This is a genomic window from Clostridium saccharobutylicum DSM 13864 (assembly GCF_000473995.1).
Classification (GTDB): domain Bacteria; phylum Bacillota; class Clostridia; order Clostridiales; family Clostridiaceae; genus Clostridium; species Clostridium saccharobutylicum.
In genome coordinates, this window is the sequence record NC_022571.1 from 2,340,966 (window position 1) to 2,362,481 (window position 21,516).

Sequence of the window (21,516 nt, forward strand, 5' to 3'; positions counted from 1 at the left end):
GCACACATGGATACAACTATAATAAAACAAGCATTTAAGATTAATAAAACTCCTTTTCCTTGGCAAAAAGCAATAAATGCTGCAATTTGTGCAGGGGTTCCAGTAATTATCGGTATCTTAGTAAATCAACTACATTTAGGGTTATTGGCGGGGATGGGGAGCTTTTCATATCTATATGTTTTACATCAACCGTATGCTCAGCGTGCAAAAAAAATATTTTTTACTACTATTGGTATTAGTCTTTCAGTTGCACTTGGTACGTTATCAGCACCATATCCAGTACTTATTATTTTAATAGTTGGTTTGATTGGAGCAATTGTAACTTTTATATTTGGCATACTTAAAATACAAGGTCCATCTGCAATTTTTTTTGTATTAAGTTTTGTAATGACAGCAGGAATGCCTGTTAATACTACAGAAGTTTTTATACGAACTTCTGTAGTACTTATGGCTGGGATTTTTTCATGGATAATTAGTATGGCAGGGTATTTTTTTAATCCACATGGTCCTGAAATAAAAACTCTTAAGAAACTTTATTTAGCTTTAGCAGAATTTAGCGAAGCTATTGGTGATGAAAATATTAAGAATGTACGAAATCGTACAGTTAATGCCTTAAGAGAAGCTGAGGAAACTCTTTTAACAGGTTACATTCCATGGAAGAATTCATTCTTGTTTAATCGTTTATCACTTTTAAATGAAGAAGCTAATAAATTGTTTTTAGAAATGCTTGAGTTGCATGCTAATAAAAACATTAAAGTGCCAAAAGAACTTAGTGACACGATAAGAAAATTATCCATGGCAATTGAACTAAAGGATGGAGAAACAATTAAAATAGATCCACCATCTCAAAAGCTAGATGAGGATTATGATAATTTTTTAGAAATAATTTATGATGCTGAGGCGATTATAAACATACCATTAACATACATTGGGAAGGGAATCAAAATTTCAAAACCTTCGCTTATGATGAAATTTACTAGAGCCTGCAATAAAGATTCAATAGTGTTTATTAATGCAGTTAGATATGGAATTGTTCTTTCAATATCAGCTATAATATCTTTTAGTTTTCCATTTGCCAGACCATACTGGATTCCTCTATCATGTTGTGCGGTCATGTCAGGTTCAACTGTTATGGCAACATTTCATAGAGCAATTCAGCGTTCTTGTGGCACAATTATTGGATTAATGATAGCTATTATTATTTTGAAATTCCAGCCAGAAGGCTTCATGATAGTTATAATTAATATGCTTTTAACAGCAATAACAGAACTTTTTATTATGAAAAATTATGCTGTAGCAGCGGTATTTATAACGCCAAATGCCTTACTTATAGCAGAAGCATCAACTCAAATACATAATGTTACTTATTTTGCAACAGCACGTATTACGGATATATTGATTGGATCTGCCATTGGATTAATTGGCACATACATTATTGGACGTCGTTCAGCCTCTAGTCGATTACCAGATTTAATAGTGAAATTAATACGTAGTCAGGCTAGAGTATTAGTTCGATTGGCAACTAACAATAAAGAAAATAATAGTGATAGTACAAAATGGATAAAAGAAAAAATGGGAATAAACCTTATGAACTTTAAAACTGCCTATAATACAGCATTAGGTGAGATTCCTCATAATGAGGAAATGCTTGAAATGATGTGGCCAGCATTTTTCTCCTTAGAACATATTAGCTACTTGCTTGATCAATACTGCACAACAAAGGGATATTTAATTTTATCTGATGAAGATTTAGCCCAACTTCTTCTTGTATTAGAAACAATGGCAACATCTATTGAACAGAAGAAAACAATAAAACCTAAACAAATTTCTATTATAGACGAAATACCTCAAATTTGTGAAGAAATTAATGCAGTTCAAGAAGCACTGACTATGAATAGTGCGTGGTAAAAAAGTTTAATGCTTAAATCGAAATGATTTGTTATGAAAATAGCAGGTTTTAAAGGTCGTGCTTTAATTCAATAAAATAAGAACTATGATTTTAATATAAAGAGAATATTGTTATATTACAATTGCTAATAAGATTATATTATAAAGAATTTTTTTAAAAAGAAAGTAAATACTAATAAATATAATAACTAGTATGAGGTGAAAAAAATGAAGAAATTATTGTATATAACAGTAAACTCAAAACCAGAAGAAATGTCATCAAGTAAAAAAGTAGGAAGAGCTTTTGTAAATAGATTTTTAGAGTTACATAATGATTTTAAATTAGAGGAATTAGACCTTTATAATTGTTATATACCACGTTTGCAATATCAATATTTTGAAAAAAGAAATGCAATGATAAAGGAAGAGGATTTTAATAAACTAGATATACATGGGCAAGAAGAGGTACATAAAATAGTTAAACTAACTGATCAATTTAAAGAGGCTGATATGTATGTTATTGCAGCTCCCATGTGGAGTTTATCATTTCCAGCACCATTGAAGGAATATATAGATTGTGTTGTTATGGATGGAAAGACAATAAGTATAAAAGAAAATAATGTAGAGGGATTATTAAATGATAAGCCAAGGGGAATGGTATATATTCAATCTTCTGGAGGGAAAATACCTTGGATATTAAGACTGGTAATGAATAAAGGTTTAAACTATGTACATGATATTATGAAAACAATTGGTATAAAACGATTTGAAGAATTGCTAGTTGATGGTACTGGTTTTACAGAAGAGGAAAAAAAGCAAGCTATAAATCAAGCTATATCTAAAATTGATAATGTTATAGATGAAGTTTGGAGAGAATAAAAAATATGTTTATATCTCCAATAATTATATGTGAAATTAATTTATAAGGGGGGCTAAGCATGACATTCAGACTGCTGACAATACGTGAGCAGTCTTTAAATATAGTACATGGTAATGTTATTGTTTCTTAATTTTATTCTTAAAAGTATCAACTATATTACATGTAGTATCACATGTTCCAACAGAAAGTATACCGATAATTACCCCATAAACAATTTTATTAGGAATATTACTTGCTGAAAATCCAAGAAGACTTATACCTATTCCAGCTGGTATTGCTAATAAATGAGCATATTTTTTGTTTATACCAAACTTCTCTAAACTCTCAACGAAAGCATAAACTATTGCAGTTAGAAGTGCTATTTCGTTAAAATTTTCTAACATGCATTTCACCTTCTTTATAATTATTTTAATAGAAGTTATTTCATATTAATGGTTCTTAACATTATTATATGTAACATAATGTTAAAATGTACAAGGAAGGTTACAATAAGTAGAATAGATATACAATGTTTACTAAACTTAAGAGTTTATCAATACTAGAAAGTAAGTGCACTTTTTTGCGTAGTATTGCATTTAAAATACTATAGGTCTTTGCTCAATCTAATACTCAACAAAAGATCACCCTTACATTTTAAAGTTTAAATCTAGTTCAGAGATTGATTATCTAAAAAATATGCATACTTAGTATTTTGATGAAACATCTCAATGTATACAGCTTGGAATGTTATTTTCTTTCATGTGCCTTAATAATATATTTTGCTTCTTTATATACTGAAACACATATTGGTTGTAATCTTAATCCACACCAGTCTTGTTTTTTATTCTTTTTACTATTTTTATAAGCATTCATTGTTTTATCTCTTTTAACATTATGAAAACTAAACTGTCTTTCTCCAATAGTTATGTATGCAATATTTTCATCTAAATATATATCTATTTTGTCAATATTATTATCAATTATTTGTGTAATGGCCAAAGCAACATAATCTTTTATTATATATCTTTTTTTATAAACATCCTCAGCATAATCCTTTTTTATATAAGCATTAATTAAGTTCATACATGCAAAAAAATAGAAAGCAGTTTCTTTAGTTTTTATTTGATTTTTTAATATAGTTGCGCTAATATATGCTTCATTTGCTACTTCTAACTCTATATATTCATTTGTTATTGTATTTTCCATAAACTTCACCTTCCTAACTTTATATATTATATTTTCTAACATTTCCTCTATTTACTTTGCATAACTTAGATTTCTAATACTAGTTTTCCATTTCATAACAATATTCTTGATATAAAATAGATTCTACAATTTAAAAAGAATCTCCTGCTTTTTACAACAAATTAAATGATAAGACAAAATAACCAATAAAGAAATATATTTTTACATCTAAATTTCAGCAAGATTATTTCTAATGAAATGATAAAATCGATATATAGGGAGTTGAGAAAAATGAATTTGAAAATTATGAAATATTATAACCTAGAGGTAATTATTAAGCGACGGTGGAGTAGAAATTGTAATAAAATGCAATGAAATAAAAGAGATAAATAGGATAATTTAGAATTTTGATTATATAAAAATTAGGAGGTAAGTGATGAGCACATTGAAAGAAGACAAAATGTACATTTTTAAAATGATAGATGAGAGAGAATTAGATTATGGTAAAAGCAAAGATTCTAAAACTAGTGCATTGAGTACAGTTAAATATTTAGGAAATGGAAAGCAAATAATTGAAATAAGAGATAAAATTGCAGATTATAATAGCTGTAAGTCTAGTAACAAAAATTTCTATAATCAATCCTATGTTAATTATGTTGACAAGCTTGCTGAAGGAGCTGATATTAGTGCAGAATTTCCTCTCGGCAGTTCCTACAAAAATAGAGTAATTTATGATTGTGATATGTTGCATGAAACAGAATTAACACATATGGAGAATAAATGGATATGTGATTTAATGCACAATTCTGGCAATAGTAATTATGATAATGTTTATTTCAAAAGTTTAGACTATAAATATAAGTATGTGAAGTATAGAGATAAAAATGGTAATGAGTGCTTTGCTAGATTTATTTATTTTAAATTCAAAGATTTAGTTGAAGAAACTACACGACATAATAGTAAATTTGATGAAATAATTAGTGAAGATGTTGAATGGTTGAAACTAATTAAAGAAGGAAATATGGAAGAATTATATAGACTTAGGCCTTCAGACAGGGGAATTTCACGTGAAAAATTAATACACAATATTGCAATGGAATTAAAGCTTATATCAGAAAGATATCGTATTTTAACTTATAAGGGTAATTTAGGTACTACTAATCAAAAATATGGTAATGATGAATTTATTCCTACAGCTAGTGATGCGAAGTCTTTAATTGAATCTAATGTATTAATTGAAGAATATTCATTTAATAATTTAAAAGATTTAGAGGATGATATAAAAGAACCAAGAGAAATTGATTTTGAATTAGTTTTAAGTTATTTCACAGATTTTACTCATAATATATTTGTAAAGATTAGAAAAGGTAAACAAAAATATGCTTAGAATTAAATTCTTAGTAAGGATATTAATACAGGAATTATATATTTAGTTTTTTGGATAATATTATAAATGTTACTTAGCTATCTCACTAAACAATTAGTAGATAGCTTTTTTCGTTGAGAATATATAGTAAGATGTAAAAAACTATGTTAAAAATATCAATTTTGTAGAATTATTTACAAAATTGTTGAAAGGATATTGAAAAAATGTAATAATATAAAATAAAGTAATATATAGGAATATTGCTTGCAGTTAAAATGTAATTAATTTTTAGTCACATAAAAAAATAGCAGGTCCAAAGTTACCAATGGGTATTTTTCATCAACCAAAGAGGAGAATTGCCCTCAGAGTAGGTCTATTGGGATAACTTGCACATGCAGGATGAGGGAAAATAGTCTAGCAAATGGACTTGTTATTTTTGAATGTGCCTCATAGAAAGGGGGGAATAGTTTCAGTATGAAAGGTAAAAAAGGAGAATTGGTGCTTTATGGAATCGATAGCATAAATAGTAAGATGGATAATATAATAGAAACTTTAAATTTAAAAGATCAGCATTTTGAAATAAAATTAGTTATATCAGAAGCTGTTAATAATGCATTTGTTCATGGAAATAAAAGTGATAAAAATAAACCTATACATGTTAAGTGGGAAATGGAAGAAAATAATTTCATACTTAAAGTAACAGATTGTGGAACTGGTATCAATGACTTGAACATTACTAGAGAAATTGATGAAAAAAATATCTTGGATGAGTCTGGAAGAGGATTGTTTCTTATAAATTGCTATGCTGATGAAGTTAAATGTGTTGATAATTCTATAATTGTAAAAAAATACATAATGTAGAGATTAAAAGAATTTATTGATCATTTTTATATAACTTAGGGGGTAAATTAATGAAAATTTCTATAAAAGTAAAATTGATGATTACATTTTTTATTGTAATCTCTATACCAATTGCAATCTTAGGATGCATATCATATCAAATGTCTAGTAAATCAATACAATCATCTATACAGCAGCAATTAAAGAAAGATACAGCGAGTACAGGAGAATTGATTCATAATAGAATTGATTCAGTAGATAAAATTTTAGAAACTGGAAGTTTAAATGAAGATATTGGTAATGTAATTAAAGATGTTAGTTCAGATAATGTAGATAAAGCTTATAAATATATTAAATATATTCAAGAAAATAATAAGGATTATATAGAATCTTTAATTATAACAGATGCCACGGGTAAAGCAATTATTGATAACCAGACTCAATCTCCTAATATAGATTTGAGTGATAGAGATTATATGAAGAAGGCACTTTTGGGAAAAATGGCTGTCAGTGAGGTATTAACATCTAGATTTACAGGGAATCCAGCTATTTTTATAGTTTATCCCATTAAAGAGGGAGATAAGATTATTGGGACATTAGTTGGAAGTATAAATTTTAACAAGATTTCAGAGTATGCAGCAAAAGTAAAAACTGGGAAAACTGGTTATGCATATATGATTGATAGAAATGGATTGTTTGTGTATCATCCAGATAAAGACAAGATTTTAAAAGAAAATGCAAGTGATAATGCAAATGATGATTTAAAAGTTATCATTAATCAAATGAAAGAAGGACAATCTTCGGAAGCATTATACACTTACAACAATGTGAAAAAATATGTTGTTTTTGAACCAGTTGATAATTGGGTAATTGCATCTACAGCAGAGTATAATGATTATATGTCATCAGCTATAAGTATTAGAAATTATACAATAAGTATTAGTATTATAGCTATAGTTATTGCAATGATAGGTGCATATTCATATTCATCAAAGGGAATAACCAATCCTATTAATAAGCTGGAAAAACTGATGAAGCGTGCTGGTGATGGAGATTTAACTGTAAAGATGATTGTAAATAGAAATGATGAAATTGGAGAGTTAGAAAGTTCATTCAACAATATGATAGAACATCAAGATGAAATTGTACGAAGGGTATTAAGTGCTTCAGAACAACTGACTGCAGCTTCAGAAGAAATGGCAGCTTCATCTGAAGAAATAAGTGCTACAACTGAAGAGATTAGTGCAAGTATGAATCAAGTGGCTTTAGATGCTGAAAAACAAAATGAGTCAGTAGTAGGAATTTCAGAAGTATTGGTTCAACTGTCAAGTCTTGTACAGCTTGCACAAAACAGGGCTAAGGCAGCAAGTACAAATGCATCTACTACTATGAGTGTGGCAGAGTTTGGAAGGACAAAAGTAAAAGAAACTGTTAATGCAATGAATGTTATTAGCGCAGGTAGTAATGAAACAGCAAATGCACTTAAATCATTAGATAAGATATCTACTAAAGTAGATGGAATAGTAAATACTATAAATGCTATTGCAGAGCAAACAAATCTTCTTGCATTAAATGCATCAATAGAAGCGGCTAGGGCTGGAGAACATGGAAAAGGCTTTAGTATTGTAGCTGATGAAGTAAAAAAATTATCTGAAGAGACTAATGGTAGAGCTAAAGAAATAGCACTATTAGTTAGCCAAATGATTGAACAGACACAAAATGCTGTAGGTTCAATGGAAAGAGCAAAAGTTGAAGTTGATAATGGTGTAAAAAGAGTATCAGAAACAGATAAAGCATTCATTGATATAATGAAGGCTATAGAAGATATCGTTAGTCATGTTAATGAAATACTTGACATTACTGGAGAGGAAGTTGCATCTTCAGATAAAGTTGTCAAATTAATTAATCAAGTAGCTACAATAACAGAAAGCAATACTGCAAGTAGTGAAAATGTATCTGCAGCAGCAGAAGAGCAGGCAAGTTCATTAAATAATTTTACAGCAACAGCACAAGAAACGAGTGCCATGGCAGAAGAATTGACCAAACTTGTAGAAAAGTTTAAAATATGAGGTGATAAGTGATGGAAAATAACAATAATATATATATACCGAAGGATTTTATTGTAGATGAAGTGGCAGCGTTTAGAGTTGAAATAAATAAGTTAATAGATGAAGGTCAAAAAAATTTCACTTTTGATTTTAGTAAATGCGATTTTATAGATAGTACAGGTCTTGGAGCGTTAGTGTTTATTTATAAAAAGTGTTCAGAAAAGGGCGGAAGTGTTAAGCTAAAATCATTAAAAGCAGATGTGGAAAAATTATTTAAGTTGACAAGATTAGATAAGGTATTTGAAATATATCCATAAGAAATATATGAAATAGTTTTTTAGGTATAGGAAGGAAAATCGAGCTATCGCACAAAGAATAAAAACTGCAATATATTGTATGAAATTTTTGAAATTTAAAGTAATATATTGCGGTTGAATTTTTTAATGCGACAGCTCTATTTTTAAAAGTTTTAGGTACATGGAAATAAGAAAAAAGTCAAAAGCTGACATTAATATTTTCAATCAGGCAAGGAGGAAAATTGTGCTCATAGTGGGATAGTAGGTCAATTTTTCGAAGAAATATGATGAGAAATAAGCTGGCAAATGGACTTGTTATTTATTTGATTGTGTCTTAAGAGTATGAGTAATTAAAATTGAAAGGACTTTTAGTCTATGTGTAGAAAAGAAAAAGTATCGAAGACTAATATAAGAATAAATCAGCTTACAAAGGCTAGAACAGAACATGAGCTAATAGAAAAAGAATTGAATGAAATATTAAATGGAATTCCTGATGTAGTAAAAGTATATAATCCTGATTATACAATATCTTTTTTTAATGATGCTGGATATAAATTTTATAATATTGATGCAGAAGATATAAAAGGGAAAAGGTGTTATGAAATTCTAGGAAGAACAGAAAAATGTATTGATTGTTCATGTGAAGAAGCTGTTCAAAAGAAAAAAATGATATACAAAGAAAGATATGTTCAGGAATTAAATAAATTTATGGATATCTGTTATAATCCAATTCTTGATGAAAATGGAGAAATAATATATATTGTTGAGAGACTTAGTGATGTCACAGAAAAAAAGGTTCTTCAGAAGAGCCTAGAGGAACGTGAAGAAAGATATAAAGCAGCTATTAATAGTATACCAGATCCTGTAGTAGTAATATTAGATAATATAATTGTTTTGGCAAACAGAGAAGCATGTAGTTTAGTTAATTTAGATTATGATAAGCTTATTGGAACTAATATATTTAAGCATTTTCCAAAGAAATATGTAAGATCTGTGCATGCGAGATATAAAAGGATATTAGCATATAAGAAGATGAAAGATATTGTAGAGTATGATTTTAATCATCCTAATAATAAAACAGCTAATTTGCAAATCTCTCACAGCTACATATTATATGATGGAAAACCAGCCATTATAGCAGTTATAAGAGATATAACTGAAATTAGGAATGAATTAAATAAAGCAGCTGAATTACAAAGAAAAACTCTGCAAAATGACTTCCCTGCTAAAGAATTTATTGATATAAATTTGGTGTATGTACCAGCTAATATAGTTAGTGGTGATTTCTATCGTATATATAAAATTAATGATGAGCTAATTATAGGTATGATTACAGATGTTAGAGGAAAAGGTATCTCAGCTGCACTTAGCATATCAGCATTTGATGTTTTATGTTTTCAGGAATTGCAAAATACACATGAACCTATTGAAATAATTAATAATTTAAATAAAAAATTAGTAGATTATTATGAAGAAAATTACATTGCAGCATGTTGTTTTAGTATGGATTTCAATAAAAAGGAACTTAAGGCAGTTGGAGCAGGGATAAATCAATTTATTTTCCAAAGAGAAAGTGTTCAGGAGAAAATTGTTGAAGGAGCCTTTTTGGGAATGTTTAAAGACAGTGAATTTTCTGAACAAGTTATTTCATTTCAAAAAGGTGATAAATTTTTCTTTTTTACTGACGGTTTGGAGTTTATATTAGATGAAGATAAAATTATACAAACATATATGGAAGACGTAAGCACATTGCAATTTAAGAATTATCTTGATGCATTCTTAAACGATACAATACTGGAAAAAGGTAAATTAAAAGATGATTGCACTATGCTTGGAATAGAAATACTTTAATCTAAAATACTTACTTTCTGGGTTGAAGTACATTTCAAACAATATTAATTAAGAGCAATTTAGAGATATATCCAAATTGCCCTTTTTGTATTTATTGAGAGTGTAAAAGCTACGAAATATTCATGTCAGTTTTCATTTGCTAAACAATTATTTACCCAGCTAATGAAGTTATCTACACTATTACCTGTGCGTTCTGCCATAGTATGAGGTTGGCCCCAAACAGCAGCAAAATCAACATTTTTTACACCGTCATAATTTTGTAGTGCAAGTTTTAAGTTTGTTTCAACAGTTAAGGTTGTGTCTGTTTGATTTATTCCAGTACGGATTCTCCAGTATTTTGCAACTGTGGAATTCTTGTTTGTTAGATAATACATTGGACTGTACATATTAACGCGGGTTACCATATCAGTTCCAATACTATCCTTTGATTTTAAAGCATCTGCAAATGCTGTTACATATGAAGAGTCCCAATTGTTATACTTTGAATAAGTAGAAGCATTTTGGGATAATAAATTTGATTCAACAGAATCAAAATGTGATATCGGAGACAGCCCATTTCCAAATAAATTGTTTTCTACACGACCAAAACCTACATTATCAAAAGCTCCAACAGGTTTAGTTGCATTCTTACAATGCTTTACAAAAGATTCAATGCTTGTAATCTTTGCAGTATTAGTTCTTACATCGTAAGTAACCCAATTCTCGTCAGTATTTAAAGAATTAATATAATCTTGTGCTGTGTGATATATTTTTGTATCTGATATTGTATTGTTATTTGCACCAGGAGCATCGTCTTGATTTTGAGCAATGTCTTGGCCAGGAGCTCTACCTTCACCACGTCTGCCTGCTAAATTTCCTATACCCCCTCCAGATGGACCAGTATTTCTAATTTGAATAGTAGCGGCTTTTGGTGTATATGGGAAAGTCGTATCACTTAGGAAATTGTTTAATGAGGTTTCGATTTGGCTTAGTATATAATCGTAATATGTTCCTGAATTATATATTCCAGAATTTGATTGTGAAAGTGTAAGAGCAATTCCATCTTCTCATTTTAAACCGAGTTTGTTAAGATAAGATGCGAATTCATTTGCCATATCTTTAGATAATGCTGAAGTAAATTTAGAACTATCTCTTGTATTTGTAGAAAAATATTGTCCCATATTCCATTCATATGCTTCATCAGCATAATCGAGACTAGTAACTGGGCACCAAGCCATGGAACCTTCTATTGCATCGCTAATGCTATTTCCGCTTTCATCAGTCATAGCAGCCCCAATACATTCTAAGTATGGATAGTAATCTTTACTATCTCCTGTTGCGCCCATTAGAGCACTTTGAGCTCCGCCTCCGCTCATAACATAGGTAAAGAATCTATCTGTATCTCTCGGTAAAAGAGATTCATTGAAACGATAATAACGTACTGCAGCTTTTATGTCAGTTATTCCTCAAGGAGCACCTCCACTGTAGCTTTGGTCAGTATTAGTAGTTCTCATAATATTATCTCTACCTCTAATACCAGGAAGAATATATACATATCCTGCTTTCAGATAACTTGCTATAGAATTATAGTTATATGAAGTTGGAGCAGCTTGATTCATATAGCCTGGTGTGTTTATTGGCAATATAATAGGAGCTGTTTCTGATGTATATCCATTTAACTCACCAGATGTATTTATTTTACAGATGTATGTTCCCTCACTATTTTTTATTCCGGTCATATACTTACCTGGAACGTAAATTCCCATAGTTTCATTTTGAGCTGTTCCAGGAGTGGAGCAATATGGTACACCGATTCTCCAATACACATCATTTGTGGAGTCATAGTTCCACTTTGTTGTATCAAACTTCAAAGCTTGATTATCCTGTTGGTAGGTACTTGTACTCTTATTATCTGTGGATATTTTTTTTGCAGTTTTGTTACATATATACAGTGTCATAGTTAGTTCAGCAGCTAATAATGAAGAAATAGTTGTTTTTCTTAAAATCATGATTTCTCTCCTTTATTCTCAAGTATTTTCTATAAAAATATATCTATGTATAATAAATGTATTTTTTATTTTGTATTTCTTGAGATTATTATAAAAATGAAACTTAGAATAACATTGAATTTATCTTAGAGTTTTATTAGAAGAATTATTGTTATGAAAATAAACGGCTTTTAAATATATTGTAAATTTTGAATCTTGGTTGACTTTGCTATCTACTTCAATTTTATCATTATATTCATCTGTATGCTGAGAAGCATTATTTACAAGATTGATAAAAATGTGTTTGATTTGATAGGAATTTGAAATTAACCATACATCTTATACATAAATATTAAGTTCACTTCTGTGATTAGGCTTTTAATTTCAATTTGGTTAATGTCCATATTTATTCGTGTATCAAGCTTGTCATCATTAATTTTTACTATGGCAGATATAATTTTATATATACTCCCAAATTTTACAATGATATAATATTAAGGTAAAACATATTAGAATTATTATTCAAAATACTTGGGGGGCTTTATAAATGAATTTTAAATTTTCGGATAATCTAAATTATTTTCAAACTGGAATCTTTAATGTATTAAATGATAAAAAGGATGAACTTATAAGAAATAACCAAAAGGTGTTTAATTTATCGGTTGGAACACCTGATTTTAAACCGGACAAGCACGTTATTAATGCATTAATAGCATCTGCACAAAACACTGATAATTGGAAATATTCCTTAGTTGATTCAGAAGAATTATTAAAGGCTGTTTGTACATATTATAAGAAAAGATTTAATGTTGAAATAACTAACAATGAAATCATGTCTATTTATGGATCTCAAGAGGGCTTAACGCATATTGGACTTTCATTATGCGATAAAGGGGATGTTGTTCTTGTTCCTAATCCAGGATATCCTATCTTTGAAATTGGACCTTATCTTTCTGGAGCAGATATAGTTTATTATTCCTTATTACCAGAAAATAACTATCTTCCAGATTTAAAATCTATTCCTGAAGATATCTTACATAAAACTAAATTTATGCTTGTATCATATCCGCTAAATCCTGTTTGTGCGTGTGCAACACCAGAATTCTATGATGAATTAATATCATTTGCAAAAAAATATAACATTATTATAGTACATGATAATGCTTATTCTGATATTGTTTATGATGAGAAAATAGGAGGCTCATTTTTAGCTCATGAAGGCGCTAAAGACGTTGGAGTTGAATTTTACTCTCTTTCTAAATCATTTAACATAACAGGAGCTAGAGTTTCATTTGTAATAGGAAATTCTGAAATTATTAAACATTTCAAAATGCTTCGTTCTCAAATAGATTATGGTATTTTTACACCAATTCAAAATGCTGCAATTGCTGCCTTAACTGGGCCACAAGACAGTGTTAAAAAGCATTGTAAGGAATATGAAGAAAGAAGAAATGCATTATGTAGAGGTCTTACAAGCATAGGGTGGAATGTACCAGATAGTCAAGGGACCATGTTTGTTTGGGCGCCTATTCCATCTAAATATGCTAGTTCTTATAAATTCTGTATGGAGCTTATAGAGAAAACTGGAGTAATATGCACTCCTGGAAATGCTTTTGGTACTCTTGGTGAAGGTTATGTAAGATTTGCTTTAGTTTTACCAGTTCCAGTTATTAATGAAGCTATAAACCGAATAAAAGATAGTGGGATATTGTCTTAATAGATAAAAAAACTTGTAATTTAGAATTTGAGGTGACTTACCGAAAGCAGCTATATTCTTTTTCTCGGTTGCTATATAATTGGGTAATGGATTTCTAACAGTAAGATTTACTCAATTTCTTTTAATGTTACTGGAAATAATGATTTTCAGTAACATTTTTGATGTGATATAAAGAATAAATAAGATTTTAATTTATGTAAAAAAGGATATAACTAGGAATTAAAGAATACATAATAGATATTATAGTTTTTGACGTACATAGGAGATTGATATATTTCTTTTTAGAGAACTTTATAGATTGTCATAAGGAATTGCGTTGTCAAAGTATGATACCGACCTTAGGCACTATCAAAAAGTAACAAGTCAATCCGCAATAGACCTACTATGAGGGCAATATACTTCCTTGTCTGATGAAAAATAGACTCGGCAAATTTGGACTTGTTATTTTCTTTCAGGTGGCTTATAAGACATTGTCGTATTAAGTGTGATTTATTTATGTATAAATCAGTATAAAGTTGTTTAATTGAATAAAATAAATTAACACATGCTTAATGGTAAAGAGGTGTAAGAATGAAGAAGATATTAATAGTTGAGGATAATAAAGATTTAAACATATTACTTTCAAATATAATAAAAGAAGCAGGATATCTTACCAAATCGTTATATGATGGATTAGATGTAATTAAAGAATTCAAAGAAAATAAATATGATATGGTTATTTTGGATATAATGCTTCCATATAAAAGTGGAGATATGATTTTAAAAGAAATTAGAAAAGATTACGATGTTCCTGTTATTATTATTTCAGCTAAAGATTTGACAGGGACAAAAGTATATATGTTAAAGAATGGTGCTGATGATTATATTACTAAGCCATTTGATATTGATGAAGTTATCGCAAGAATAGAGACAAATCTTAGAAGATATAAAAATAGTAAAACAGTAAATGAAATGTTATATTATAAAGATATAAAACTTGATACCAAATTAAAAAGAGTAATAGTTGATAAGAATGAAGTTAATCTTACAGTTAAAGAATATCACATTCTTGAATTATTGATGAAAAATCAGGAGAGAGTATATTCAAAAGCAAATTTATATGAAATTATATGGGAAAGTGAGTTTTTAGGTGATGATAAAACTATTAAAACCCATATAAGTAGATTGAGAAATAAATTAAAAGAAGCAAATAAAGATGAAGAGTATATTGAAACTGTATGGGGAATAGGATATAGGTTGATTAAATAATAAAGTATAATTTTTATAGCTGAGATGGATAAGTATTTTTATTATCTCAGCTTATTTTTTTGATTGTGCCTTATTAGTATACATGTAATTCATGATACTTAGGTCTAGTTTTTATCTCTTTTGTAACACTTTATTACTTAATTGTTACTTTTATGTAACCTTTTAAGTTCATAATTTATTATGATGAAAGGAGAAGAAAAATGAATAATAAAATTTTAGAAATTTGCAAAGTAACAAAAGTATATAAAACTAATAGTATCATAAGAAAAATAACAAATAAAAATAGCAATGGAATTGTTTTAGAAAATGTGAACTTTTCTTTAGAGAAGGGAAAAATTTATGGGCTTATTGGAAGAAATGGATCTGGAAAAAGTACTCTTATTAAAATAATAGCTGGTCTATCTAATGCTACACAAGGAAAAATAAGAATCTTTGGAGAGGACGATGAAGAGAATTTAAGACAAGCAAGAAAAGCTATAGGATTTTTAGTTGAAGAACCAGCGTTACATTTCGGAATGACAGCGAAAGAAAATATGCAATTATTTCAAAAGATAAAAGGTATATCTGACAATAGCAGTATTGATGAAATATTAAAAATGGTAAATTTACATGATTGTAATAAAAAGAAAGTACGTAATTTTTCATTAGGAATGAAGCAAAGATTGGGAGTTGCATTAGCACTTATAGGTAATCCTGAAATTTTAATATTAGATGAACCTATGAATAGTATTGATCCTTATGGAGTTGTAGAAATAAGAAATATTCTAAAAAAAATATGTTCAGAAAGAAATATTACTATGCTTGTAACTGAACATGATTTAAATAATTTGTATTTGTTAGCAACAGATTATATTATCATAGATAAAGGACATATAAAGGATGAAATTACTTTAGAACAATTAAAGGAAAAGTGTAAACAACATATATTATTGCATACAGATGAACCAGAAAGAATGGCTTGTATTTTAGAGGATGTTTTAAAAACAACAAATTATAGAGTCATGCCAGATAAGTCAATTAGATTATATGATTATATTGATGATGTTAAATTGTTAGCAAGAACTTTTTTAGATAAGAAGATTTTAGTTACAAATTTATCATGTGAGTGTGCTACTTTAGAAGATTATTTTCTTAGTGTTGTAAGGAGGGCGTAATGTATAATTTATTAATTGCAGAATGTATGAAAATTAAAAAGAATGTTGCTCTAAAAATGTTAGTTATAGGAATATGTGGTATAAGCGTTTCATTAGCGATAAATAATATTTATGGAATAAAAGTATGTTATGCAGAGTTATCTCAAATTGAAAGTTATTCAGGAGCAAGCCAATTTTGTGATGCTATAGCAATGGGGCATAATTTTGAAAATATTAGTATACTTCTTAGTGTGTTTGGGGGAATATATATATGTTATGATTTTGAAAGAAAGTTATGTCAAAGTGCTGTTTATGCAGGATGTAAGAAATTTGATATATTTTTTAGCAAGATGATTATATATTTTATTATATCAGCGGTATTATTATTAATATATTCAGTTATTTCTACATTAATTCCAAGCATTGTCTTCTCTGATTATGTTAAATATAATAGTAGTTTGATTTTACAAATGATAAGAATATATTTTGTAAGTATTATATATCATTTTGCTCGGTTATCACCTATAATTTTAGTAGCATATTTTATGAGAAAAACAGGCCCTACAATAATATTATGGGGAATAGTTTATATAGCGGTTAAGAAATTCTGGGAGGGAATCGATGAATTATTTGATGTAATAGTAGACCCAATATATGGTAACACAATTTGGCAAATTAATAAATGTATAGAGCTAAATATGACATATTTAAGTGTATTTAGAGTTGTTGGGATTAGTTTAATATATATAATCGTTTTTGTTGGTATAGCTTATATGCTTTTTAAAAGAGAAGAGTTAAAATAATTTATTTACAATATATATAATTCTGATAAATATAATTTAGGAAGCTCAGGTATTAGAAAGGAGGTATTCATAAAATTATTACATTAATTATAGTTATAAGTTCTATAATAATATTAATATTAATTTTATATATTTATTTTTTAAATAGAACAATAAAAGATATTAATAAGCAGATTGCTTTTAGAATGAATAAAAAAATAGAATCATTAATTAGCATATCTATGTTCAATAAAAATTTAACTGATCTTACTGGAAATTTAAATAAGCTACTAATTTTTGAAGAAAAATCAAGAAGTCAGAGTGCTTGTCAGGAAAAAAAGATTAAAGAAATGATTACTAATATATCTCATGATTTAAGAACTCCACTTACTGCTGTCAAGGGATATATGGAACTCTTAGCTAGGAATTTACAAGAAGAAAAACAAAAGAAAACTGCTGGAACTATAATAAAACATATAGATCAATTGGACAAGCTTATAAATTGTTTTTTCGAACTTTCATACCTTGAAATGTCTGATGATAATATTGAACTTTCTAAAGTTAATTTAACCAATACTTTATGTAATAGTATTGTGAATTATATATATGAATTTGAAAAGAGAGATATAAAGGTTGAAATAAATACTGAACAGCCTCTTTATGTTGTTGGGAATGAAGAAATGATAAAACGTATAATTGAAAATCTTATAAAGAACTGCTTAGTTCATTCATATGGAAATGTAAAAGTTAATATTAGTGAAGAAGATGAAAATATAGTATTATCATTTGCAAATAAAGTGAAAGAAACAGAAAAAATAGATACGGATAATTTATTTGATAAATTTTATGTGGCTGATAAGTCTAGAAATAAAACAACAACTGGACTTGGATTGTCTATAGTAAAAAAACTTTGTGAGAAAATGAATGGTAGTGTTAAAGCTATACTTAATGGAAGTATATTGGATATCAAAGTTATATTATTAAAATCAGATAAATGAAGTACTTTAGCAAATTAAGAAGTTCTAAGCTAAATATACTAATTTATGAGGGAATACTTCTTAAGTAGAATTAGGTAGTGGTACATGAAGGACTCTTCACCTAAAGTTAATGTCTGTAGTTTCAGCTTCTTACTGTATGACTGATACTATGGGAAGAATGTACTTAAGATGCACAATTCGTTGGATCATCATCAGCTGCTGATTACGTTGAAATTATGGGCCTTATGGTCATGGGATAACAACTTAGGAGATAGGATTCACAGTTGCTGTTAAAGAAGAAATGAACAAATTGTCTATTTTAAAGGCTTTTGAGTATATTAAAAGAATAGAAGTTCTTATATAAGGATAGTTCTCATCATATGAAAATAGAGTTGAAATCTTGCATATTCAAAATAGCTTGTTGTACTAGGTTGATAAGGATTTACCATTTAACAGGCATATTATCAATGCTATCAAGTTCGGTATGCAATGACCGCAAAAGAGTACCATTATTTTCTGGTTTGGAATACATTTGAATCATACTCCCATAGATAAGCTGCTGGGAAATATTACTGCTGAGAATTCTAAATGGAAGCTTGTTCCGTTTACTGCTAGTCAAAATGAATATTTAGAACATGCAGAAATGGGCACAAGTTCCCATTTAGAATCTTCCATCGAAAATTTCATAAGTCCGATGGAACAAATATTTATATGATTTCGGCAAGTCACCATATAAATTCAAAGTTGTTTATCTATAGCCTTTTACAATGTTATTTTTAATGTATGCAAAAGTTTTGTCTTCTCCATCATGAGCTAGTTTGTGAAGTAAATCTTCTAAAAGAGATCTTACTTCATTATGTAAAACATAATAATGTTTTCTCTTTTCATAATATTCTAAAGGACTTTTATCATTATACTTTTCTTTTAAATAATTTTTCGAAGCACATACTCTATCTATAAACATTTCTACAACATAATTAATAGGCATTTTCATTCCTTGTAGGCCATCTTCTTCGATTATTCCATAGTCTATCCAATATTCAAAATGATGTTTATTTCTGCCTTTATGATGTAACCAGGCTGCTGAATATCCTTCCTCGGCTTTTTGAACACCATTAGGACTTGCATATCCTCGATAATACTTAATTCCAGCTGAAAATTCCACAAATGAATATTTAGACAGATCATGAAGTAATCCTTGTTTGTATAAACCTACTTTAAAACAATACTTCATGACTAACAATTTATGATTAGTTATAGTTTTGAAATGATTAATAATATTCATAATTTTAATTTTCTCCTATTAATCTAAAATTTATATTGTTAAAATTGTACAAGTTTAATAATATTATATATTTTTTATGCTTAAATATAAAGAGGTAAAGGTAGTTACTAGTAGACAATTCAATTTTCGTTACTATAAAACCAGGAAATTTGAAGCAAAATGAGTGTATATTTATAAGGAGGTATTCAAAATGATGAGATTAATTTTAGATAAAATGATTGAGCTTGCGTGTTATAATAGTTAAGTAAAAACTAAGATATATATAGATAAATAAACTATGAATTAGACTTATACTTTAAAATATAGTATAAACCAGAAAGAAAGGGTGTTCTTTTGTGTAGTGTTACATTGAGAAAAGGACTGTAGGATTTCTTCAGTAGAAGTTGTCCCATTCTTGCATGTCCTTAACTTGATTAAGGAGCATGCTGGAATGGAACAACTTCTGCTGCTAGAAATCCACAATCATTTTCTCTGGTAACCGGAACAACAGAACACCCTTTCTTTCGGTAAGTTACCACATAACTCTAAGTTACAAGTTGTTAAACGAATTATAGGGGGAGATAGTTATTGATGAAAAGAAAAACAAAACATTTAATTGTAATATCCTTTGATGGATTATCCACTTTGGATTTTGAGCACATAAACTCTTTGCCGAACTTTAAAAATTTTATAGATGAATCGTCATATTGTAAAAAAGTTTATAGTGTTTATCCAACACTTACATATCCAGCTCATGCAACAATAGTTACTGGAAAATATCCTAAAAATCATGGGATAATAAATAATACATTGCTACAGCCAGGCAGAATATCTCCAGACTGGTATTGGCAGAGAAAATATATTAATGGAGAAACTATTTATGATATTGCAATAGATAATGGAATGACTGTGGCTGCATTACTTTGGCCGGTAACAGGTAAGTCAAGGATACAATATAATATGCCTGAGATATTTGCAAACAGACCTTGGCAGAATCAGATAATGGTTTCTCTTTTAAATGGAAGTCCATTATTTCAACTTAAACTTAATAATAAGTTTGGATCATTAAGGGATGGAATAAAGCAGCCAAATCTTGATAACTTTATACATAGTTCTCTTTTATATACAATAGAAGATAAAAAGCCGAATATAACTTTTGTGCACTATACAGATTTAGATACTACACGTCATAATTATGGTTTTAATTCAAAAGAGGCAAATGAAGCAATTAAAAGGCATGATAGAAGGCTTGGAGATATAATAAAAACTTTAAAAGCAAATGATATGTATGAGGATAGTACAATTATAGTGTTAGGGGATCATAGCAGTCTTGATGAGGAAAAAATCATAAATTTAAATATATTACTTAAAGAAAATGGTTATATACAGGTTGATAATAATGGGAAAATAATAGATTATAAAGTAATTGCTAAGCATTGTGATGGTTCAGCTTATTTGTATGTGAATGATAAGCAAAATCAAAAACTTATTGATGAAGTTCGCGATTTAATAGAGGATTTTAACAATAAATATAAGTGTATAGAAGCAATTTATACAAGTGAGGAAGCAAAGAACTTAGGAGCAGATATGAATTGTGCATTAATGTTTGAAGCAAACAAAGGATATTATTTTTTAGATAATATAGAAGGTGAGATTATAAAGAAAATTCAACCACATGAAGTTTGGGAGTTACATGGTGTTACACGCTCAACTCACGGATATTCTCCATTTAAGAAGGACTACACAACTGTTTTTATTGCATCAGGATGTGGAATAAAAAAAGGTGTTGTAATTGATAAAATGAATCTTATAGATGAAGCACCAACTATGGCAAAGATATTAGGATTAGAACTTAAAAATGTGGATGGAAGAATTGTTGAAGAATTTTTGGAATAAGTCATAAGAAACTTATAACTTAAACTTATGTGGTGAATAACCAAAAGAAAGGGTGCTCTGTTGTTTCAGTTACTAGAAATTAAAAAAATATTGTTATTTAATAGGAGTTTGTGTATGATAAACTCCTATTTTCATGCTAAAATATAGATATAATCAGTTTTATTGGAATAAATGTTAATTATATAAGTTGAGAAAATTAC

The 21,516-nt window shown here is 28.5% G+C and carries 20 protein-coding genes; 14 read left to right on the plus strand and 6 right to left on the minus strand.

The features are described 5' to 3' along the window. The first annotated feature begins 6 nt into the window (after positions 1-6). Together CLSA_RS10035 and CLSA_RS10040 are read left to right on the plus strand one after the other, a co-directional pair. Entirely contained in the window at positions 7-1,908 is a 1,902-nt protein-coding gene (locus CLSA_RS10035; protein ID WP_022746179.1) for an FUSC family protein, read from the plus strand. Between the two features lie 207 nt (positions 1,909-2,115). Beyond that, entirely contained in the window at positions 2,116-2,766 is a 651-nt protein-coding gene (locus CLSA_RS10040) for an FMN-dependent NADH-azoreductase (protein WP_022746181.1), read from the plus strand. Positions 2,767-2,883: 117 nt separating this feature from the next. Here CLSA_RS10040 and CLSA_RS10045 read toward each other — a convergent pair whose 3' ends face one another. Together CLSA_RS10045 and CLSA_RS10050 are read right to left on the minus strand one after the other, a co-directional pair. Beyond that, the gene (locus tag CLSA_RS10045; RefSeq protein ID WP_022746184.1) at positions 2,884-3,150 is read right to left on the minus strand and encodes a hypothetical protein; all 267 of its coding nucleotides are present in this window, start codon (positions 3,148-3,150) and stop codon (positions 2,884-2,886) included. A 343-nt stretch (positions 3,151-3,493) separates the two neighbouring features. Continuing rightward, positions 3,494-3,952: a hypothetical protein gene (locus CLSA_RS10050; RefSeq protein WP_022746187.1), complete on the minus strand. Its 459-nt coding sequence runs from the start codon at positions 3,950-3,952 to the stop codon at positions 3,494-3,496. Between the two features lie 415 nt (positions 3,953-4,367). Between CLSA_RS10050 and CLSA_RS10055 the strand changes: the two genes are divergently transcribed. From CLSA_RS10055 to CLSA_RS10075, 5 genes are all read left to right on the plus strand, one after another. Then, positions 4,368-5,318 (plus strand): hypothetical protein, encoded by a 951-nt coding sequence (locus tag CLSA_RS10055; RefSeq protein WP_022746190.1) that lies wholly within the window; start codon positions 4,368-4,370, stop codon positions 5,316-5,318. A gap of 453 nt (positions 5,319-5,771) precedes the next feature. Further along, the gene (locus CLSA_RS10060; protein ID WP_022746192.1) at positions 5,772-6,158 is read left to right on the plus strand and encodes an ATP-binding protein; all 387 of its coding nucleotides are present in this window, start codon (positions 5,772-5,774) and stop codon (positions 6,156-6,158) included. Positions 6,159-6,208: 50 nt separating this feature from the next. Next, positions 6,209-8,206 (plus strand): methyl-accepting chemotaxis protein, encoded by a 1,998-nt coding sequence (locus CLSA_RS10065; RefSeq protein WP_022746195.1) that lies wholly within the window; start codon positions 6,209-6,211, stop codon positions 8,204-8,206. Between the two features lie 11 nt (positions 8,207-8,217). Further along, a complete protein-coding gene (locus CLSA_RS10070) occupies positions 8,218-8,502 on the plus strand; it encodes an STAS domain-containing protein (protein WP_022746198.1) in 285 nt (94 codons plus the stop codon). Between the two features lie 354 nt (positions 8,503-8,856). Beyond that, positions 8,857-10,332: a SpoIIE family protein phosphatase gene (locus CLSA_RS10075; protein ID WP_022746201.1), complete on the plus strand. Its 1,476-nt coding sequence runs from the start codon at positions 8,857-8,859 to the stop codon at positions 10,330-10,332. Positions 10,333-10,457: 125 nt separating this feature from the next. On the opposite strand, the gene CLSA_RS23915 is transcribed toward CLSA_RS10075, so the two are convergent. After that, entirely contained in the window at positions 10,458-10,736 is a 279-nt protein-coding gene (locus CLSA_RS23915; protein ID WP_236903655.1) for a hypothetical protein, read from the minus strand. 163 nt (positions 10,737-10,899) lie between these two features. Between CLSA_RS23915 and CLSA_RS24295 the strand changes: the two genes are divergently transcribed. Then, positions 10,900-11,022: a hypothetical protein gene (locus CLSA_RS24295; RefSeq protein WP_257788116.1), complete on the plus strand. Its 123-nt coding sequence runs from the start codon at positions 10,900-10,902 to the stop codon at positions 11,020-11,022. Positions 11,023-11,378: 356 nt separating this feature from the next. Here the strand turns inward: CLSA_RS24295 and CLSA_RS23920 are convergent, their stop codons facing one another. Then, positions 11,379-11,657 (minus strand): hypothetical protein, encoded by a 279-nt coding sequence (locus tag CLSA_RS23920; RefSeq protein WP_236903329.1) that lies wholly within the window; start codon positions 11,655-11,657, stop codon positions 11,379-11,381. Between the two features lie 120 nt (positions 11,658-11,777). After that, a complete protein-coding gene (locus tag CLSA_RS23925) occupies positions 11,778-12,320 on the minus strand; it encodes a hypothetical protein (protein ID WP_236903332.1) in 543 nt (180 codons plus the stop codon). 526 nt (positions 12,321-12,846) lie between these two features. Here CLSA_RS23925 and CLSA_RS10085 point away from each other — a divergent pair. From CLSA_RS10085 to CLSA_RS10105, 5 genes are all read left to right on the plus strand, one after another. Further along, on the plus strand, positions 12,847-14,016 hold the full coding sequence (locus CLSA_RS10085) for an aminotransferase class I/II-fold pyridoxal phosphate-dependent enzyme (RefSeq protein WP_022746204.1): 1,170 nt from the start codon (positions 12,847-12,849) through the stop codon (positions 14,014-14,016). A gap of 570 nt (positions 14,017-14,586) precedes the next feature. After that, positions 14,587-15,264, plus strand: a complete 678-nt coding sequence (locus CLSA_RS10090; RefSeq protein WP_022746207.1) for a response regulator transcription factor — start codon at positions 14,587-14,589, stop codon at positions 15,262-15,264. A gap of 200 nt (positions 15,265-15,464) precedes the next feature. Then, positions 15,465-16,418 carry an ABC transporter ATP-binding protein gene (locus tag CLSA_RS10095; RefSeq protein ID WP_022746209.1) on the plus strand — a complete coding sequence of 318 codons (954 nt, stop codon included), beginning with the start codon at positions 15,465-15,467 and terminating at the stop codon, positions 16,416-16,418. Beyond that, positions 16,418-17,200 carry an ABC transporter permease gene (locus CLSA_RS10100; protein ID WP_022746212.1) on the plus strand — a complete coding sequence of 261 codons (783 nt, stop codon included), beginning with the start codon at positions 16,418-16,420 and terminating at the stop codon, positions 17,198-17,200. Before CLSA_RS10095 ends, CLSA_RS10100 begins: the two co-directional genes overlap by 1 nt. A 185-nt stretch (positions 17,201-17,385) precedes the next feature. Then, positions 17,386-18,177: a sensor histidine kinase gene (locus CLSA_RS10105; protein WP_022746215.1), complete on the plus strand. Its 792-nt coding sequence runs from the start codon at positions 17,386-17,388 to the stop codon at positions 18,175-18,177. Positions 18,178-18,904: 727 nt separating this feature from the next. Here the strand turns inward: CLSA_RS10105 and CLSA_RS10115 are convergent. Next, complete coding sequence (locus CLSA_RS10115) at positions 18,905-19,441, minus strand: DUF5662 family protein (protein ID WP_022746217.1); 537 nt, start codon at positions 19,439-19,441, stop codon at positions 18,905-18,907. A 570-nt stretch (positions 19,442-20,011) separates the two neighbouring features. Here CLSA_RS10115 and CLSA_RS10120 point away from each other — a divergent pair. Beyond that, the gene (locus CLSA_RS10120) at positions 20,012-21,316 is read left to right on the plus strand and encodes an alkaline phosphatase family protein (RefSeq protein WP_022746220.1); all 1,305 of its coding nucleotides are present in this window, start codon (positions 20,012-20,014) and stop codon (positions 21,314-21,316) included. The last annotated feature ends 200 nt before the right edge of the window (positions 21,317-21,516 follow it).

Excerpts from the sequence above, each read along its gene's own strand:
- CLSA_RS10060 (WP_022746192.1), top strand. The coding sequence starts at position 5,772 with ATGAAAGGTAAAAAAGGAGAATTGGTGCTTTATGGAATCGATAGCATA.
- CLSA_RS10100 (WP_022746212.1), top strand. The coding sequence starts at position 16,418 with ATGTATAATTTATTAATTGCAGAATGTATGAAAATTAAAAAGAATGTT.
- CLSA_RS10115 (WP_022746217.1), bottom strand. The coding sequence starts at position 19,441 with ATGAATATTATTAATCATTTCAAAACTATAACTAATCATAAATTGTTA.
- CLSA_RS10120 (WP_022746220.1), top strand. The coding sequence starts at position 20,012 with ATGAAAAGAAAAACAAAACATTTAATTGTAATATCCTTTGATGGATTA.
- CLSA_RS10105 (WP_022746215.1), top strand. The coding sequence starts at position 17,386 with ATGAATAAAAAAATAGAATCATTAATTAGCATATCTATGTTCAATAAA.
- CLSA_RS10095 (WP_022746209.1), top strand. The coding sequence starts at position 15,465 with ATGAATAATAAAATTTTAGAAATTTGCAAAGTAACAAAAGTATATAAA.
- CLSA_RS23915 (WP_236903655.1), bottom strand. The coding sequence starts at position 10,736 with ATGGTAACCCGCGTTAATATGTACAGTCCAATGTATTATCTAACAAAC.
- CLSA_RS10075 (WP_022746201.1), top strand. The coding sequence starts at position 8,857 with ATGTGTAGAAAAGAAAAAGTATCGAAGACTAATATAAGAATAAATCAG.
- CLSA_RS10045 (WP_022746184.1), bottom strand. The coding sequence starts at position 3,150 with ATGTTAGAAAATTTTAACGAAATAGCACTTCTAACTGCAATAGTTTAT.
- CLSA_RS23925 (WP_236903332.1), bottom strand. The coding sequence starts at position 12,320 with ATGATTTTAAGAAAAACAACTATTTCTTCATTATTAGCTGCTGAACTA.
- CLSA_RS23920 (WP_236903329.1), bottom strand. The coding sequence starts at position 11,657 with ATGGGCGCAACAGGAGATAGTAAAGATTACTATCCATACTTAGAATGT.
- CLSA_RS10050 (WP_022746187.1), bottom strand. The coding sequence starts at position 3,952 with ATGGAAAATACAATAACAAATGAATATATAGAGTTAGAAGTAGCAAAT.
- CLSA_RS10090 (WP_022746207.1), top strand. The coding sequence starts at position 14,587 with ATGAAGAAGATATTAATAGTTGAGGATAATAAAGATTTAAACATATTA.
- CLSA_RS10055 (WP_022746190.1), top strand. The coding sequence starts at position 4,368 with ATGAGCACATTGAAAGAAGACAAAATGTACATTTTTAAAATGATAGAT.
- CLSA_RS10065 (WP_022746195.1), top strand. The coding sequence starts at position 6,209 with ATGAAAATTTCTATAAAAGTAAAATTGATGATTACATTTTTTATTGTA.
- CLSA_RS10085 (WP_022746204.1), top strand. The coding sequence starts at position 12,847 with ATGAATTTTAAATTTTCGGATAATCTAAATTATTTTCAAACTGGAATC.
- CLSA_RS10070 (WP_022746198.1), top strand. The coding sequence starts at position 8,218 with ATGGAAAATAACAATAATATATATATACCGAAGGATTTTATTGTAGAT.
- CLSA_RS10035 (WP_022746179.1), top strand. The coding sequence starts at position 7 with ATGGATACAACTATAATAAAACAAGCATTTAAGATTAATAAAACTCCT.
- CLSA_RS10040 (WP_022746181.1), top strand. The coding sequence starts at position 2,116 with ATGAAGAAATTATTGTATATAACAGTAAACTCAAAACCAGAAGAAATG.